The organism is Spiroplasma endosymbiont of Tricholauxania praeusta (genome assembly GCF_964019535.1).
Classification (GTDB): Bacteria; Bacillota_I; Bacilli_A; order Mycoplasmatales; family VBWQ01; genus Spiroplasma_E; species Spiroplasma_E ixodetis_A.
The window spans coordinates 777,604-795,537 of sequence record NZ_OZ026450.1 but is presented as its reverse complement, the minus strand read 5'-3'; the positions used below and the strand labels follow the sequence as shown (position 1 = coordinate 795,537).

The window sequence follows — 17,934 nt, the reverse complement described above, 5'->3', positions numbered from 1 at the left end:
TATGATTAATAAACTTTGAACTGATGTTAGTCTTGAAAATTATAATAACTGATATCCATTAACTGGAAAAATTACAGAAACACCACAGCAATATATACAAACATGACCTAATGTTAATGATTGATTTAAAACTTTTGCTATTCGTGCTCAAAATGATATTAATGCTTATCTTGATTTTATTTTATCTAAATTTCCTTTTGATAGTTTTAAAGATGAATTAATTAAAGAAACATTAAGAGATATGGTTTATGTTATGGTTGAACATTGAGTATTTAATCGTACACCAATTGAATTTAATGTTGATGCTACTATTCAATTTAATAATGGTATTCAATTTAGTGCAAATAGTACTCCTACAATTAATGTTTGAGATTTAGCACCTAGTAGAATGAAAATATGAGCAAGATTAACAGAATTAAAACAAATATTTTCAAGTTATAATGATGATGAAATAGATGTTGAAAAAATTGACTTAAAAGCATTTTATACTAGAAATCAAATTGATAAATTAATTAAAGAACAAAAAGAATTTACATTATCAAAACAAATGAAATTGTATGATGATTTAGTTGATGATAATGAAAATGAAATATATAGAGGTCCTGTTACAAAATTTATAAATAAAGGTTATGTTGCAACAGATTATGATAAAGAATCTGAAACAATGATTTTAGATTGACCTGATGAAATTGGTACATTACCACCCGAAGCATTACAAAATAATCCACAAATTGGTGATTATACACATGCACCAACTTGTGATTTTTCTGCTAAACAACAAAAACGAATTACTACTAATGAAAATGAAATTACAAAATTAAATACTGAATTAATTAAAGCAAACGAAAATATTAATGATGTTAAAAATAATTGATTTAATATCGAAACTAGTCCCCTATGAAAAAAAGTTGAAAATAATAATATAGAAACATTTAAATGATATTTTATTAAAATCAGTTATCAATATTCAACAGAAAATGACTTTATGAAATTTTATAAAGTAATTAAAATTTATTTAAATAATGTTTTTAATGAATTTGAATTATTAAATGTTGATTCCATGACTTATAATGAACAAATCTCAAATAAAAATATTTTAAATATTGGAACTATTTACTATGACAATAGAAATAAAAAATTTAGGGGTGGAGGTAATTCTTATCCTGAACGTGGAAAAATTAATTTAATTGGTGATATAAAAGAAATATATCAATATCAAGGAATAGATACGCCAACTGAATTTATAGCAGAAGAAAGTACTGAACGTGATTATTATACAAAAATAGAAACTAATAATTTATTAGATAAAAAGCAAAATAAATTAACTACTGGCGAAAATATTAAAATTGATGAAGTAACTAATACTATTAGTGCTATTGGTGGTAAAACTGATTTATCTGATTATTATAAAAAAGAAGAAGTAGATAAAAAAATAGAAGATAAAATGGATAAAGACCATTTTAAATATGTTTTTTCTATCAATACTATTAGTACTGAAATTCCTAATTTAGAAACTACTGATAAAACTATTGCCGGTGCTATTAATGAATTAAAAGATATTCCTCCAACACCAAGTCCAAGTCGTTCAAATTGAAAAGAAGTAGGAACAAGAGAAAAAAATAAATGAGATAATTGACAAATTACTTATGATTTTATAGTTAATAAACATTATAGAGTTTATTATTCTTGAAGTATATATAATCCAGTTTATACTATACAAGAATTTATTATAACTGATAAAAAAATTGATGGTGTACAAATACAAACCTTTAATGATAGTGCTAATATAGTAATTTTATCAGTTCAACATGCAAAATTGATTACTATTTATAGCGGAAAAGGTAATTTAAAAGGTAATGTATGAAAATTAGAAGAATTACAGGAATAATATTATGTTTTTTAAAATTATAAAAATTATTTTAGGTTTAATTGGAGTACTATTATCTTCTGCAACTGCTGGTTTAATTATATTTATTATTGTAAAAATTGTATTAAAAATTAATCAAATATTTTAGAAAGGTGGTGAATATTATGTTAAGTTTATTTAAAAGAAAAGATAAAACAAATACTAGTGATAATCAAAATGAAAAAGTAAAATTTTTAACTAATAAAAATAAAAGTACACATGCTTCTATTTTAAATTATTTTGGTTTTAATGATTTTAACCATGAAACTTATTTTACTGATTTTGTAGCAGAAAATAATGCTAATTTATATAATGCTCCATTAGATATTAATAATGAAACTATTAAAAAATACTTAATTCAGCAAGAATTTTATAGAAAAAATTGAAATTCTATTTTTAAATTAAGCAAATTAGGAATTAGTGGTTATTTAATTTTTATTGCTAATGATGATTTATATTTTCAAGTAATAGATATTCAACAAAGAGTTTATGATATTACCGGTAAATTAATTCAATGTACTATTTTTTATGATAGTTATCAACAAAATGCACAAAATGTAAGATTATTTGAAATTTATACATTAAATAATGAACAAGTAACTATTAATCGTGCAATTTATAGTATTAGTGATAATAAAAAACAATTTCCATTAGATTTTAAATCATTCATTAATAATCCAAATTTAGAGCAAGAACAAACACTAAATATTAATTATATACCAATAGCAATTATGCGAAATAAAGCAAATGAATTAGCAGATTGTGATAAAGTAATGGATAAAATTAAAGCATTAGATGTTATTTATGAACAAATTGTTTTAGATACTATTTTAAACTCACCTAAATTTATTTTTAATCAAACTTATGGGAATGTTCAATCAGCATTAGAACAAACAGTAAGAACTTTGGTTACTAAAAACTACATATTTAAAAGTGGTGGAGATAATAACGAACAAAATGAAAATATTAATATGACAAATAGTAATTTTAAAGGTAAAAATTTAACTGATATATACGATTGAAATGTTAATGAAATATTTAAACGTTGTGGTATTCATATACCAAGTCAAAAGAAATCTGCACAACAATCAGTTCCCGAAAGTACAGCAGTAAATATTTCAACTATTAACTATATTGAACAAAAATTATGACAATTTAATATTGATATTCTTAAATTTATTCAAATATTAGTACGTTTAGATAAAGACTTATTAAATAGTAAAACATTTAATATTAATGATGAACAAGAAATTAATAATTTAACAGTGAGATTAAAATTATTTAATCCCGAAAATAACCAATTAATAGGAGAAAACAATGGAAAACAACAACAAACCACAAACGAAATTTCCACAGAAACAAACTAAACTTAATCAAGCAGAAGTAGAAAATGATTATTTAATTGATAATATTCCTTATGACTTTACTAATATGATGAGAGCAACTAGTGACCCCGATATTAATAGAGCATACGATGAATTTAAAAAAAGAACAATTTATATTTATGAAATTGAACGTTTATTTAAAAATAATGAAAATAATACTTTAAAATTTTCAGCAAATACTATTAAAATCGGATTTATTGATATTGAAAAAGTATTAAAAACTACTGCTGTTGAAACATCTGATTTTACTATGCAATTAAATCAAAGAGCAAGTACAAATATTAATGATAATACAATTGAATATAGTATGACTGATATTAAAAATTTAATTTTTCAAGAAATAAATTTATTAAATCAATTTAAGTTATATGCTGTTTCTATTAATGAACCTTTAACTGAAAATAATATTGATAATTTATATATTATTAATAATTATTCACAGCCTTATCAAAATCCAAAAACAAGAAGTACTAAAAGTATTACTATTATTAAAATTAAAGATTTTAAAACAAGAGATGGTTATCCAATTATTATTAAATTACAAAAACCATTAGATAAAGATACCAAAGTTACTGGTTTAAAAATTAAAGCCCCTAGAAGCATGATTTTTGGCAATATAAAGGTACTTGGTGAAGTTGACAATATGGAAGTATACCCTAAGTTATTTGTTAAAGATAAGATAGCATTTCCCTTATTATCAATGCCTATTGAAACTCAACCAAAAGTTAGAATTTTACAACAATGATTTAGTGAACAAATATTACCTTGAAATTTAGCAAAACAATTTATTGGACAAGAAAAATCAGTTTTAGATTTAATTGCTATTGGTGGTGGAACTGAAACAAGAAAAGAAATTATTAATAATGCAAAAATAACATATGCAAAAATTGGTAAATATGATGGACCATCCCCAATACCGAAAAAATTAGCTGATTTTGAAATGAAAAAGAATGAACAATATTTATTATATAGTCATCAAGAACCAAACCCACCATATCCAAGTAGAAATATTGTTATTGAATTATCACAGAACTTTAATGATATTGAAATTGAAATAAATGATAAACCACCCATTGACAGTCTACAACAACTATTATTAGATATGCTAAGTTATACATATAATTATAATAGGAATTTTGATGGTGCAACATATGATGATAAAGGTGTTCCAGACAATGAAATTGCAAAGTTAAGAGCAAAATTTGAAGGACAAAAACCAGAAGAAGTAATAACTAATTTATTTAAACAATGAAAATTGGATTATCCAAATTATATAAATTTACCACAAGTTCATATTTTTAAGAAACTAGTAATTATGTTATCAAATAATATTTATTCAATTATGTCAATTAATAAAGGTTTAAATGATGATAATAAAATTTTGTTACCCTATTATTTTGAATTAAAATCGAGTCCAATAAAACCTACTGGTAAAGATATTTGAAGATTTAAAGATACCAAAGTTATATTAAAATCTGAGTATTTTGATTTTACAGATATGAATAACATTAAACTAAGAAATAATGATATTAGTCAAAATGAATTATTTAAATTAGACGATAATCAATTTAATTGATTATCTATAACCAATGAACTAGAAACTAATAATATACCTTCATTAATTCCATCAGATTGAACATTAGCAAATGGCGAATATGGAAAATATTTTACAAAATTAATCATTAGTAATAATAAAATTGAAAATGCTTTAAATTTATATGGTTCAAATAAATCTCAATTATTTTCTAAATTGGAATTTTATAAAGAAATATCACAAATTGATAATAATAGTGAATTTGAATTACAAATCGAAAATCCGATTAATAATCTAAATCGGATTGAAATTAGTGGTGTTTTTGGTTCCGGAAATTATGATTTTATTTTAATAACAGATAAACAAGAAATTGATTTAAAAAATATTAATTTATTCGATAAATATAATGAAAATATTTCTTATATTAACTTAGAAATTTAATTATTCAAAATAATTATTTGTGTAAGTACCATCTCATTTTACATCTTCATCATGATGTTTAATTTTTGAAAAATACAATCTAGTTTTATCAGGGCTATATCATTTATTTCATCAAATTGTAGTTGTACCTAATACTTTTTCTCCATTTGGTTTTAAATAGTAATTTTCCATTTTATTGGTAAGCACCCCCCCCATGATTAATCCTATTGTTCCAGTTGTTGCACCAGTTAGTGCTAATGCTAATGTTATTTTACTTAAATTTGTTTTTATTCATGTTTTCATATTAAATTACTCCTTTTTTCCTTAATTTTACTTTTAAATTGTACTATTTTTGATTATTTTTACAAGTATGCTTTTAAATGCAAAATAACGCCTAAATTAAAGGCGTTTATTTTATAATACCTATACTATTAATTATATTGAAATTGTTTATTATATAGCAAATGTGAAGATACTTTTTTTCACAGTAGCATTATTTTTACCCCTAATTACATTTTTATATGGATACAGTGCATAAAACAGAGCATCATAAGGGTCTTGATACATATTTTTGTCAGGAATATTAGTTTTTGTTTCATCATAACGTAATTCTTCTAAACATTGAGTTGTTTTTGGTAAATCATCTTTATTTGCGTAAAAGTTTCCATAACTCATAATATTTCTCATTCAAACTACTCTATTAGTTAATCCGGCTTCTTGATTTAAATTTGAAGCATGTTTAATAGCAGTTTGTGTTATTAAAATAGTATTGTATTCATCAATTAATTTTTGATTTAATCAATCCATTGCTGTTCTTGCTTTATCATCATAAAAATAAATTGCTTGTTCAAAATTTTCAAAATTATCCATTAATCCTAAAATTTCATTAACATAAGCATTAATTTTTTCATTTTCATTTATAAAGTCATTTGGTGTAACTACTAATTCACAAATAATATAAGCATCATAATAACCAGTATTATTATATTCTTTAAAACCAACTACCATAAATACAGTATGGTCTTTTGGTCCCGTAGCTCAATCAATACCAACACTATAAAAATCAAATTTATACATTTCTTTTTCTTGATTATAAAATTGTTTTAAATCATATGATTGTCAATATTTTACTGTTTTTTGAAATGGGAAAATTGTTGCATCACTATCTAAAAATTCAAAACCATAATAAACAGTATTATATTCATCTTCATTACTTTTTTTCATTTCTAATAATTTTCTTTTTTGGATATCCGGTAACTTATCTCAAAATGGTTTAATAGTGAATCTTAAAACAAATAAACCTAAACCACTAAACATGTCTTTATTTTCATAATAAACTTTGCCAATTTTTTTAAGATTTTCCATTACTTCATTATTTAATGGTAAAAATGGCGTACAGTATTTTAAATAAAATGGATGATATTTATCATAAGGATTGCATGTAAAAGTCATAAAAAAGTTTTTATAAAAATAACGAGTAATCTTTTTTCCAAAAGTAGGGCTATATATATTTTTATCAATAAAAGTTCAATTTCATTCTTTAATTGGTTCATTTGACACTTTAATTCTGTTACTTCTAAACATAGATATTTCTAATCGCTCATAGCGATATGTTAATTCTTTATCAGTAAGTGTTTCTTTTTCTTCTGCCATGATTATTTCATCTGTTCTTGAACCTAAAAAACTTGACCCACCTGCTTCTTTTCCAAAAATTTTATTACCATTAGCATAACCAATAAAATCAATTTGTTGATTACTTGGAAAGATAATACATCCCCCATCCTTAGTAATTTTTCATTTAATGCCATGTGGATTATTAGGTAATAAATTAATATTATATGTATCTAATAAAACTTGACAAACATTCATTAAAGCACCAATTGTAGTTTCACTATGAGTATTTTCATATCTTCTTACTTCTTGGACACTACTATCACTAAAATTACAACATATAAATAAATCAAATGCTAAACAGTTTCAAGTTTTTCTTGTTCCACGTGCTGTTGGTATAAAACGATAAAAACAATTAGTAGTAAAATATTCTGCTCATTCATCACCAACAAATGCTTTAAAAATATCTCAACTAAAACTATAATTATTATCACTAAAATTAAGATTATATTTTTTATTCAGTTGTGCATAACTACTAATAAAAGCCATATTTTACTCCTTATTAACATATATAAGTTAAAATTAAATTATTTAAAAGAAAGGAACATTAAAAATGTTAACACTACCATTTCCTAATCTTTTTGATTGAGACAAACACGATTTTAATCAAGATGAATTAAGTTTAAAACAAACAGAAGAATTATTTAAAAAAATAGATGATTATTTATGAAGTACATGTGATAAATCTAAATATAAATCATATAGATTTAGACAACGAAAACTAAAAGCAAAAAAAGGTTTATTAACTTATAAACGACGTATTTGTACTTATTATAACATAGAAAAACAAAAAACTGAATATGCATCCTTATTAGATAACTATCTTGGTGTTAAAAAATATAGTAAACTTGCACCTAACGTTATTAAACAAATTTTAAAATATTTTGCTGATGGTAAAAAGTATCGTGATGTTTGTGATACTTTTATTGAAGATTTAATAAGTAATAGTACAGTTTGTAGAACATATCAAAAATTTGAATTACCAAAAGCAAATATTCCCAAAATACCATTACAACCAAATCAAAATTTATATGTAAATATTGATGATGGTCATCGAAAATTTAAGTTTAATGAAAAACACAATACTAAAAATTGTAAAAAATGTTCGATGAGATTAATAGTAATGTGTACTGGTAAAAAGAAAAATGGAAAATTAATTAATAAAAGAGCTGTATGTAAAATAAGAGTATCAAAAACAGAAATTGGTGCTGAAAAAACCGCAAAATTAATAGAAAAATATGGTAATTTATTTTTTGAAAACTTTGACCAAGCAAATTTAATAGTTTGTGGAGACAGTGCAAAATGAATTAGAAAAACTGCTACCATTTTAAATGCCAAATTTATTTTAGATAAATTTCATGCTTTTCATGTTTTATTTCTTGGTATCATGGCTGGAAGAAGAAAAAATCAAATTGCTAAATTACACTATCAAAATGCAATAAATTTATTTGCCAAAGGTGAATATTATGAATTAATTGATTTTTTACAATCATTAACTTTACAATATAAAAAAATAAAAGTTGGTTATTTTATTAATGCAAAAGATGGTGTATTAAACCAAGCACTAGTTGAAAATATTGGTTGCTTTACTGAAACTAATATTAAACAAATTTTAAAGCATATGATTGGTGATAGAACTTATAACATTGATATGTATACAAAAATGGTTAATTTTAAATGTTATCAAATAAATACAGCCATCCAGTTATTATAAATTAAAACTTAAATTTAAAAAATAACTAAAAATAAAATAAAACTTATTAACGTAAAGTTTAATAAGAATTTTTGAGTTATAAAAGTAAGTATTATTGTTGACTAATATTTTCTAAGTGTTAAGATTAACATACAATTGCATATTGAAGTCAAAATTATTCTCGTCTAACTTTATAATTTTAAGACAAATTTGAATATTATTGACAACATCGGTATGCTCCCTTTTTATTTAATAAATTTCTAGCATTATTAAATTGATTTTTACTAACAATCATATTTACATGTTCATGTTCACTAATAATATTAGCAAGTTTACTTATTTTTTCTTGTGCTGGTTTAGCGCCTAATCTTCAATTATCGGTTCTTTCTGGTCATACCATTCAACATTGTTGATGTTCTAAAAATTCAGGAATAACATAAAAATCATCACTATTTGGTGTTGAATAAATTTTTTGTGCCATTAATAGTAGCTTTCCTTTCTTACTTAGTAGCTACTGAATAATTCCCTTATTTTATTGATGATTCCTTTTTTTATTATACTAATAATTTTATTTTTTTTATTCATTTGAAGAATTATTATTTTTGATATTTTTTAATATTTCTTCAATGTTTTTAACTCTAGTGTTGGTATTATCATATTTAAAGCGTAATTCTGGAACTTTATATTTATTACTTGTTTTAGCAAGTGCGCTTCGACAAAAACCTTTCGCTTTTTCTAAAGCAGTACTAATGGTTTTAATATCTAAATTATCTAAGTAAACTGTTCAATAAATGGTAGCATAACTGTTATCTTTTGTTATTTTTACATTAGTAATAGTGATATCTTTGAAAAGAATATTTTTTGATTCTTTTTTTAATATATTAGTAATTTCTTTTTTTAAGAAACTTTCTTGTTGTTCAAATTTAATGATAGACATCCTATTTTGTCTCCACTTCTTCTACTAAATATGATTCAATAATATCATTTTCTTTTAAGTCATTAAAATTTTTAATAGTAATACCGCATTGAGTTTCTTTTTTAGCAATTTTTAAATCATTTTTTTCATGTTTTAAACCACTGATTTCACCGTTATAAATAACAACATCATCACGAATGATATGAACTTTGCTATTACGTTGAATGAAACCATTAATGACAACACAACCAGCAATTGTTCCTACTTTTGAAAAATGAAAAGTTTTAATAACTCGTGCTTGACCAAGAATTTTATCTTCATAAGTTGGTTCTAATAAACCTTTAGCAGCCAATTCTAATTCTTCAGTTATTTTATAAATGATATTATGTAATCTAATTTCAACACCGGCATTGTTAGCAGCTTCACGAATAACATGATTGGGGCGAACATTGAAACCATAAATAATACTTCTTGAAGTTTGAGCAAGTTTAATATCTGATTCACTAATACCACCAATAGTTGCTCTAATAAACTTAACAGTAATATCATTAACATTAATTTTATTTACTGCTTGAACGATTGCTTGCACTGAACCTTGAGTATCTGCTCGTAAAATAACATTAATTTGTTTTAATTCATCTGTAGCAACATCTTGTGTTAAATTACCTAAACTAATTTGTCGATTATTTCTAATTTTATTTGTTTCTTCTGTTTGTCGTACTAGTGCTACTTTTCTTGCTAATTTATCATCATTAAAAACAATAAAAGATTCACCAGGAGTAGGGGCTGTTTCAAATCCTAAAACTTGAACAGGCATTGAAGGTCCGGCTTTAGTAATTATTTTACCAGTATCATTAATAAGGCGTTTAATTTTTCCTTTAACACTACCCGCAACTACAATATCAGTAACTTTTAGTGTTCCACCTTGTATTAATAAAGTACAAATTGAACCAACATTTTTATCATGATGAGATTCGATAACAGTTCCATTAGCAAATCGATTTGGATTAGCATTTAGTTCTTTTAATTCAGCAATTACTAATATTGCTTCTAATAATTCATCAATTCCTTGATTTTTTAAAGCACTACCATAAACAAAAATAGTATCGCCACCTCATTCTTCACTAGTTAAATCACAATTAGCTAGTTCATTCATAATGCGATCAGTATTAACATTTGGTTTATCCATTTTATTAACAAAAACAATAATTGAAACACCAGCTACTTTTGCATGGTCAATTGCTTCACGAGTTTGTGGCATCACACCATCATCACCAGCAACTACTAAAACAACAATATCAGTAATTTTAGAACCACGTGAACGCATTTCAGTAAATGCTTCGTGACCTGGGGTATCAATAAAAGTAATTAATTTATTATTAGTTTTAATTTGATAAGCACCAATATGTTGAGTAATACCACCGTGTTCTTGATTAGTAACTTTAGAATTACGGATAGTATCTAATAGTGTTGTTTTTCCATGATCAACGTGGCCCATAATTGTAACAACAGGTGGTCGAGTTACTAAATTTTTTTTATCATCTTCGAGATTAATATTTTCTAATAAGTTTTCATATGTTACCACTTTAGCTTTTTCAAAATCAATATTTCATTCCAAACAAAGTTCAAGCATTAATTCTTGAGTTAATATTTGATTTTGATTAAATAGTTTGCCTTGTTTCATGAAGTATTTAATAATGTCAGTTACTGGATGATGCAATGCTTTAGCAAATTCTGAAATAGTTAATGGTTCGTTATATAAAAATACTCCTTTTTCATTAATTTGAGATGTTTTTTGTTTTAGTTGTTGATTAATATTTTGTGTTTGTTGAGATATTCGTTTTTTTGCCATTTGCATCCCGCCTTTCGATTGGGAAAATTAATCTCAATTTTTTTTAATTTCATTAATTAATTGTTCATAAAATTCATTTGGAATTTTTGTTTTTAATGCTCGTTCTAATGCCTTATTTTTAATAAGCAAAGGTATTAATTCAAGTTTAGGTTGGATGTAGGCACCTCGACCATTTTGTTTGCCAGTTTTATCAATGAATAATTGTCCTTCTTTATTAATAACAATTCTAATTAATTCACGTTTAGGTAAAATAGTATTTGTAACTATACATTTACGCATTGGTATTTTTTTACGTTGAATTAAAGGTATTTTATTCATAACGACCTACTTTATTGTTTATTGATTTTTATTTTTTCATTGTGTTTTTTTTAATAATTCAGATATAAACTTTTCATATTCACTTTCTTTAATATTACCATTTCAAGTAAATTTAATATTATTTTCTTTTGCTTGTTCTAATGAAGTAATATTAATATTTCAGTGAGTTACACCGGCAACTAATTTAGCAGCCATACCATTTTTACCAATAGCTAATGATAATTGTTCAGTAGGAACAATAATATTTGCTTGTTTTTCTTCTTTATTAATATCAATTGAAATAACTTTAGCTGGTGTTAAAGCGTTAATTATATATTCTTTTATATTAGGATTTCAGGCAATAATGTCAATTTTTTCGCCACTTAATTCTTGCGTAATTAGTTTTGTTCTTTCGCCTTTTGGGCCAATACATGCACCAATCCCATCAATGCTTGGATCATGACTAACAATTGCAACCTTAGCTCTAATTCCAGGAATACGAGCAATATCTTTAACTTCGATTACACCTTGTGCGATTTCAGGAACTTCTAATTCTAGTAAACAACGTAAAAAATTAACGTGAGTTCTTGATGCTAAAATTTGACCATAGTTTTTATTTTTAATAATATCTTCAACATAAAATTTGATATAAGTATTATTAGCGATTGGTTTATTTTTTGGTAAGATCTCACTAGGGATTTGATTTTGTTTTGGTAAGAAAGCATAGGCTCTACCAATTTTAATTAACATATAAGTTTCTTCAACGCTTTCAATAGTACCAATTAATATGTGATCTTTTTTATCAATAAATTCATCATAAATTGATGTTTTTTCTGCTTCACGAATTGATTGTTTAACTACTTGAATGGCTTTAAAAATTGATAAACGAGAGAATTGATCACTAGGAATTATTTGCGTATATGTATCACCAATTGTTAAGCCGGGATTCTTTGTTTTAATAGTTGAAAGTGCAATTTCTAATTCAGGATCTTCAACTTTTGGAACAACAATTAAATCCTTTAAAATTTTAATAGTACCTTTATTTTGATCAATTTCAATTCTGATATTTGTACTATCATCACGATGACTTTGATATTCATATGCTTTTTTTAGTCCTTCTTTTAAAGCTTCAATGATATCTTCTTTTGCTATTTGTTTTTCTTCAGCAATTTCATTTATGGCATTTAAAATGATTTGACTAATTTCTTTGTCCACTTTTTCTCCTCCTTGTTTTTTATAAACATTGTTGTTTATTATTTAATAGTATTTGAAATAGATTTATTTCAAAATGAAAATATACTTAAATAAAAAAATATATTACACTAGAAATAATAAAGACAGCTGGTAGCTGTCTTGCTATAATTCTAATTCATTGTTCATTATACAATATTATTAATTTGAAAACAATAGAAATTTATTAAAGGATAGAGTTTTATTATCGTAGATTATATTGTAGAAATATCTTTCATTATATTAATGGTAATTTTCAAGTTTTAAATTGATTAAATATAATTATTTATATAGTCGTAATTGTTTTTGTTCTATTATCATTGAAAGATATAACATTCATTTTAAAGTTTCTATTTTTTAAAATAAATGGGAATTAAATTGTTTTTCAATACTAATTTGTTCTTATATTGATATTAATTTCCTATATATTCTGCTTATCAAAGATTAGATATTTTTTTAAAATATTTTCAAACATTAGTAAAAATGTTAAGATTTATTTATTAAATTTTATTAAATAATAAAAATTTGGAGTAAATATTATGAGTAAAAATAAGAAAAAGAATGAAAATATTAGTATTGTAGTTTTTATTTCTTTAATAATTATTATCACTATTATATTTTTGATTAAGTCATTATTTAAAGGTTTAGAAAAATGAATTGTTAATAATGTTTGAATAACTATAATTATTATATTTTCTATAATTATTGTTTCAATTTTAACTACTATTATATTGGCAAATAAATATTTAAAATATAAAAAAAAGAACACCAAATAAAAAAGAATGTATAATTATGAACACAAAATAGTTTATATTTTTCAGAAAAATTATCTAAGGGGGAAAAACAATATGAGAAACATGAAAACATTACTACGACTAATGGGTGCTGCTGCTTTAACAACAGTTGCAGCAAGTTCAGTTGTTGCATGTGGAACTCAAACAAAAGCGCCAGCATTGAATGGCAAATATGCAGCATTACTAGGATGATATAGTGATGAAAATACAAGTACAATTAATCAAGAACTAAAAAAGGATGATACTGCTGGTAAAGAAAGTTATTCAATTTCTGTTCTTGCTGCTGATAGTACAAAAATTACAGCAACTAAATTTAACGAAAAATTATTAAAAGCAGGTGACGGTGCTGATGTTGACAAATTTAAAGCAAAAGATGCTGATGCTGCAGCGTTTTTAAAAGATTTAGGATTTACATCTGGTAGCACTACTGCTTTTTATAAAGCTGAAGAAGTTACATCTATTACTGCTTTATCTGCAAAAGTTGAAAGTACTGAAGCAGGTAAAATTGAAGCTGTTGGTACAACTGATTTTAAAGTTGCAGCTGGTACTTGCCAAATTAATATTATGGATAAGGCAACTGGAGATGATGCCAAATCTGTAAAAAAATATACTATTAGTACTCTTAAGAAAGATACATTAGGTGTTCCTGCTCAAGTAGATACGCTTGTACAATCAGCAAAATTGGATTTAACTAAAGCTAATGGATTTGAACAAGGCAAAGATGTACTTAAGTCTTTACCTTGAAAAACTGAGAATTCTAAAGAAAAAAATCTATATAATTCTTTAGTTAACTTATTTAGCAAAGATAAAGTATCATTAGTTTGAACTTCTGATGATCAAGGTCAAACAGTGATACCTAAGTATACAGCTCAAAAAGTATACTTAACCGTAAAATTTGGAGAAGTAAAAGTTACAAATACTCTAGATTTTGGAACTCCACAAGCTTAAATATATTTTAAAAGATTGCAATTGCAATCTTTTTTAATTTATATTCTTTTTTTATCATTTAAAAAATATTATTAATAATTAAAATTATAAAAATTGTTTCAAATCAAGAAGAATATATAATAAATAGCAGAAAATAATTTATATTTTTTAGAAAATTATCTAAAAGGGGAGAAAATATTATATGAGAAATATAAAAACATTATTACGATTAATGGCTGCTACTACTTTAATTACAACTGTAGCAAGTTCAATTGTTGCCTGTGATTTTGAAACAAAAGGACCAATATTAAATGGTAAATATGCAAAATTATTAGGATGATATAGTGATGAAAATACAAGTTTAATTAATCAAGAATTAAAGAGGGATAAAACTACTGGTAAAGAGAAGTATTCAATTGAGGCTGATGACACAAAAATTATGATGACTAATTTTAAAAACAGTTTATTAAACGCAAACGAAATTAGAAATCCAAATCAAGCAAAAGATGCTGATGCTGCAGCATTTTTGAAAGAATTAGGGATTACAAGTGGTAGTGAAAATGAAGAATATTCATCTGATGATGTTAAAAAAATTACTACCTTATCTGCAAAAATTACAAGTACTGAAGCGGGTAAAACTGAAGAAAATAATACAGGAACTGATTTTAAAGTTCTTGCTGGTACTTGTCAAATTGATATTATAAGCAAAGATGATGATAGTGTAGTAAAATCTTATACTATCAATACTTCTAAAAATGATGGATTAAATATTTCAAAGATAGTTATTACTAAACTTATTAGTGATAAAAATAGTTTAAAATTAACTGCTGCGCAAGGATTTAAACAAGGTGATTCTGTTGCTGATTTTAAATTAGTAATAAATTCAGAAAGTAAACAAAAACAATTTGATTCTCTAGTTCAAATATTGAATACAAATGTTAGTACTCAGTTCTATGCTAGAGTTGATGATGGTCCATTAGTAACAGGAAATTTTAGAAATTTAAAAGTTTATTTAGCAATATATTTTGGTGATGTGCATCTTTTACCTAGAATAGATTGTGGTATACCACCAACTGTTTAAATCATTAAATATTTTAAAAAATATAATGACAGTTATTGTTAATTATCATATTTTTTTGTTACTATTAATACAAATGAAAATTATTAATAATTAGACATTTGAAATCAGAAGAAATTAAATTTATAACATTGATAAGTTAAAAAAATAAACTTTAAATGAGGACACAATTGTATCTTTCAATTTTATTAAGTGATATTATTAATTATAAAAATTAAAGAAGGAGAAAAAAATGTTAAAAGCAGGAAGTATATTAATATTTATTGTTTTTATTTTAGAATCAATATTTATAATTCCTTTATTATGAACAATACCCGGTTTTATTTTATACAAAAAAGTAAGTAAAGATGAAGCGACTACTGATCAAAAAATTGCTTTAGCAATATTAGGAATTATCTTTGGTGCTGCATTAGGTATTATTGGTGGTATTTTTATATTAGTTGATTTAAACAATGATGAAAATAAAGTCCAAAGATATTAATAAAAAACATCATTAATTAATGATGTTTTTTATTTTTTTAAATAGTTTTCCATTGGTTTTAATAAAAATTATTATATAATTTTTATAGTTTGATTTAAAAACAACTTAAAATTATTAACTAGGAGGAAAACAAATATGGAAGTTATTATTTTAGAAGCCACAAATCTGATGAATGAAATAATTTTACGTTATAAAAATGAAATTAACAAAATTCGCACCGGAAGAGCTAATCCTAATATCTTAGAAGGAGTTAATGTTAAATGTTATGGTGGTGTTGATAGTTTAAGTAATATTGCGCAAGTTAAAGTAGCAGAAGCACATCAATTATTAATTAAACCATATGATCGCAGTTTAATTAAAGACATTACAGAAGCTGTTACAAAAGCTGATTTGAAATTACAAATTAAAAGCGAAGCAGAGAATATACGTTTAATTTTCCCACAATTAACAGAAGACGTTCGTAAATCTTTAGTTAAAGATTTGAGTAAAAAAACTGAAGAATATAAAGTTAAAATCCGTAATTGTCGACGTGATGCTGTTCAAAATCTGAAAAAAATAAAATTACCAGAAGATCAAGAAAAGCATGCAGAAACTACAATTCAAGATTTAACTGATAGTAAAATTAAAGAACTTGTATTAATAGAAAACAATAAAAAAGTCGATTTAATGAAAATTTAGCAATAAAGCAATAAAAAGTTAGGGGTTAAATATTGTGAAAAAAAAGATAATAAATAAAGAAAATATAAAATCTAAAATTTCTTTTTTTGCAAAACTTAGTAATTTTTTTAGAACCTATCGAAATCGTATTCTTACAAGCTTTATGTTAATTGCTTGTGGTGTATTATGAATGTTTATTGGGGCAGTTTATTTAGAACCAATTTTTGGTAATAAACCACAGTGATCAGCCTATACATTTATGATAATTAATACTTTAATTTTTATTGGTTGTTTATGAGAAATTATTAATTTAAAAAAAGAATCAAATTGATCAATTGTACTTAAAATTTCTATAATTTTAACAGGAGTCATACTTTTATGAGTTCCGCTTGGTAAAGAAACTTTTGGTCCATATATTTATAATCATTATTGATTTGAAACTTGAATGACTTTATTAACTTTATTATTTTTCATTTGTATTTTTATTTTAATTGCTTGACGAAGTAAAAATTTTCAATTAAGTGATGTTATTTTTATTTTTACTTGAATTATTTATTTAGTATTTGTTGTTAAAGCTGTTAATTTTTTAATGTTATCAGAAATTAAACTTTCAAAACTAGGATGACCAACATTATTGTTTTTATTCATTATTGTTATGTCTAATGATGTTGGTGCTTTTATTGGTGGTATAATTTATGGTAAAACAAAAATGGCACCAAGTATATCACCAAATAAAACTTGAGAAGGTGCTATTACTGGTTTAATAACAGCAGTTATTTTAAGTATGATAACAGTAACTGTTTTTTTAGAAACAAGTAATTATAATCCATTGCCTTTTTTAGAAGTTAATAGTAAAGCACCAATCTATATTGCTTATTTTGCTACTAGTTTTATTCTTTCAATCGTTAGTCAAATGGGTGATTTATTATTTTCTTATTTGAAACGTAATTATCATGTTAAGGATTTTTCAAATATTTTACCTGGACATGGAGGATTATTAGATCGTTTAGATTCATTTTCAACAGTAGTTATTTTTGGTTCTCTAATTACTCTAGCAGCTATTGCTTAAAATAAAAAATTTAAGGATGAAGTT

17 protein-coding genes are annotated in these 17,934 nt (G+C 24.2%); 10 read left to right on the top strand and 7 right to left on the bottom strand.

Annotated features, from left to right (window positions below; genetic code table 4):
* The first annotated feature begins 1 nt into the window (after position 1).
* Genes AACK96_RS04265 through AACK96_RS04250 form a run of 4 tightly spaced genes read left to right on the top strand, consistent with a single transcriptional unit; the run spans position 2 to position 5,266 of the window.
* Positions 2–1,888 (top strand): hypothetical protein, encoded by a 1,887-nt coding sequence (locus AACK96_RS04265; protein WP_338973395.1) that lies wholly within the window; start codon positions 2–4, stop codon positions 1,886–1,888.
* 4 nt (positions 1,889–1,892) lie between these two features.
* Positions 1,893–2,015, top strand: a complete 123-nt coding sequence (locus AACK96_RS04260; protein WP_338973392.1) for a hypothetical protein — start codon at positions 1,893–1,895, stop codon at positions 2,013–2,015.
* 16 nt (positions 2,016–2,031) lie between these two features.
* Positions 2,032–3,273 (top strand): hypothetical protein, encoded by a 1,242-nt coding sequence (locus tag AACK96_RS04255; RefSeq protein WP_338973389.1) that lies wholly within the window; start codon positions 2,032–2,034, stop codon positions 3,271–3,273.
* Positions 3,224–5,266, top strand: a complete 2,043-nt coding sequence (locus AACK96_RS04250; RefSeq protein ID WP_338973388.1) for a hypothetical protein — start codon at positions 3,224–3,226, stop codon at positions 5,264–5,266. The genes AACK96_RS04255 and AACK96_RS04250 overlap by 50 nt, the downstream gene beginning before the upstream one ends.
* On the opposite strand, the gene AACK96_RS04245 is transcribed toward AACK96_RS04250, so the two are convergent.
* Both AACK96_RS04245 and AACK96_RS04240 read right to left on the bottom strand, forming a co-directional pair.
* Positions 5,267–5,548 (bottom strand): hypothetical protein, encoded by a 282-nt coding sequence (locus AACK96_RS04245; RefSeq protein ID WP_338973386.1) that lies wholly within the window; start codon positions 5,546–5,548, stop codon positions 5,267–5,269. It abuts the gene before it with no gap.
* 150 nt (positions 5,549–5,698) lie between these two features.
* Positions 5,699–7,405, bottom strand: a complete 1,707-nt coding sequence (locus tag AACK96_RS04240; protein ID WP_338973384.1) for a hypothetical protein — start codon at positions 7,403–7,405, stop codon at positions 5,699–5,701.
* A gap of 64 nt (positions 7,406–7,469) precedes the next feature.
* Between AACK96_RS04240 and AACK96_RS04235 the strand changes: the two genes are divergently transcribed.
* Positions 7,470–8,630, top strand: coding sequence for an Mbov_0401 family ICE element transposase-like protein (locus AACK96_RS04235; protein ID WP_338973382.1), 1,161 nt, complete (start codon positions 7,470–7,472; stop codon positions 8,628–8,630).
* Positions 8,631–8,826: 196 nt separating this feature from the next.
* Here AACK96_RS04235 and AACK96_RS04230 read toward each other — a convergent pair whose 3' ends face one another.
* The 5 genes from AACK96_RS04230 to nusA form a co-directional block, all read right to left on the bottom strand.
* Positions 8,827–9,090, bottom strand: a complete 264-nt coding sequence (locus AACK96_RS04230) for an agmatine deiminase family protein (protein ID WP_338973380.1) — start codon at positions 9,088–9,090, stop codon at positions 8,827–8,829.
* 96 nt (positions 9,091–9,186) lie between these two features.
* Positions 9,187–9,546, bottom strand: coding sequence for a 30S ribosome-binding factor RbfA (gene rbfA, locus AACK96_RS04225; protein WP_281747920.1), 360 nt, complete (start codon positions 9,544–9,546; stop codon positions 9,187–9,189).
* Position 9,547: 1 nt separating this feature from the next.
* Positions 9,548–11,377, bottom strand: coding sequence for a translation initiation factor IF-2 (gene infB, locus AACK96_RS04220; RefSeq protein WP_338973377.1), 1,830 nt, complete (start codon positions 11,375–11,377; stop codon positions 9,548–9,550).
* A gap of 27 nt (positions 11,378–11,404) precedes the next feature.
* Entirely contained in the window at positions 11,405–11,695 is a 291-nt protein-coding gene (gene rnpM / locus AACK96_RS04215) for an RNase P modulator RnpM (RefSeq protein ID WP_338957115.1), read from the bottom strand.
* An 18-nt stretch (positions 11,696–11,713) separates the two neighbouring features.
* Entirely contained in the window at positions 11,714–12,889 is a 1,176-nt protein-coding gene (gene nusA, locus AACK96_RS04210) for a transcription termination factor NusA (protein ID WP_338973375.1), read from the bottom strand.
* Between the two features lie 863 nt (positions 12,890–13,752).
* On the opposite strand from nusA, the gene AACK96_RS04205 reads away from it, so the two are divergent.
* The 5 genes from AACK96_RS04205 to AACK96_RS04185 all read left to right on the top strand — a co-directional run bounded on the left by AACK96_RS04205 (position 13,753) and on the right by AACK96_RS04185 (position 17,910).
* The gene (locus AACK96_RS04205; RefSeq protein WP_338973373.1) at positions 13,753–14,646 is read left to right on the top strand and encodes a hypothetical protein; all 894 of its coding nucleotides are present in this window, start codon (positions 13,753–13,755) and stop codon (positions 14,644–14,646) included.
* 181 nt (positions 14,647–14,827) lie between these two features.
* A complete protein-coding gene (locus AACK96_RS04200; protein WP_338973371.1) occupies positions 14,828–15,706 on the top strand; it encodes a hypothetical protein in 879 nt (292 codons plus the stop codon).
* Positions 15,707–15,935: 229 nt separating this feature from the next.
* Entirely contained in the window at positions 15,936–16,184 is a 249-nt protein-coding gene (locus AACK96_RS04195; RefSeq protein WP_338973369.1) for a hypothetical protein, read from the top strand.
* A gap of 135 nt (positions 16,185–16,319) precedes the next feature.
* The gene (locus AACK96_RS04190; protein WP_338973366.1) at positions 16,320–16,862 is read left to right on the top strand and encodes a ribosome-recycling factor; all 543 of its coding nucleotides are present in this window, start codon (positions 16,320–16,322) and stop codon (positions 16,860–16,862) included.
* A 34-nt stretch (positions 16,863–16,896) separates the two neighbouring features.
* Entirely contained in the window at positions 16,897–17,910 is a 1,014-nt protein-coding gene (locus tag AACK96_RS04185) for a phosphatidate cytidylyltransferase (protein ID WP_338973363.1), read from the top strand.
* Positions 17,911–17,934: the final 24 nt, after the last annotated feature.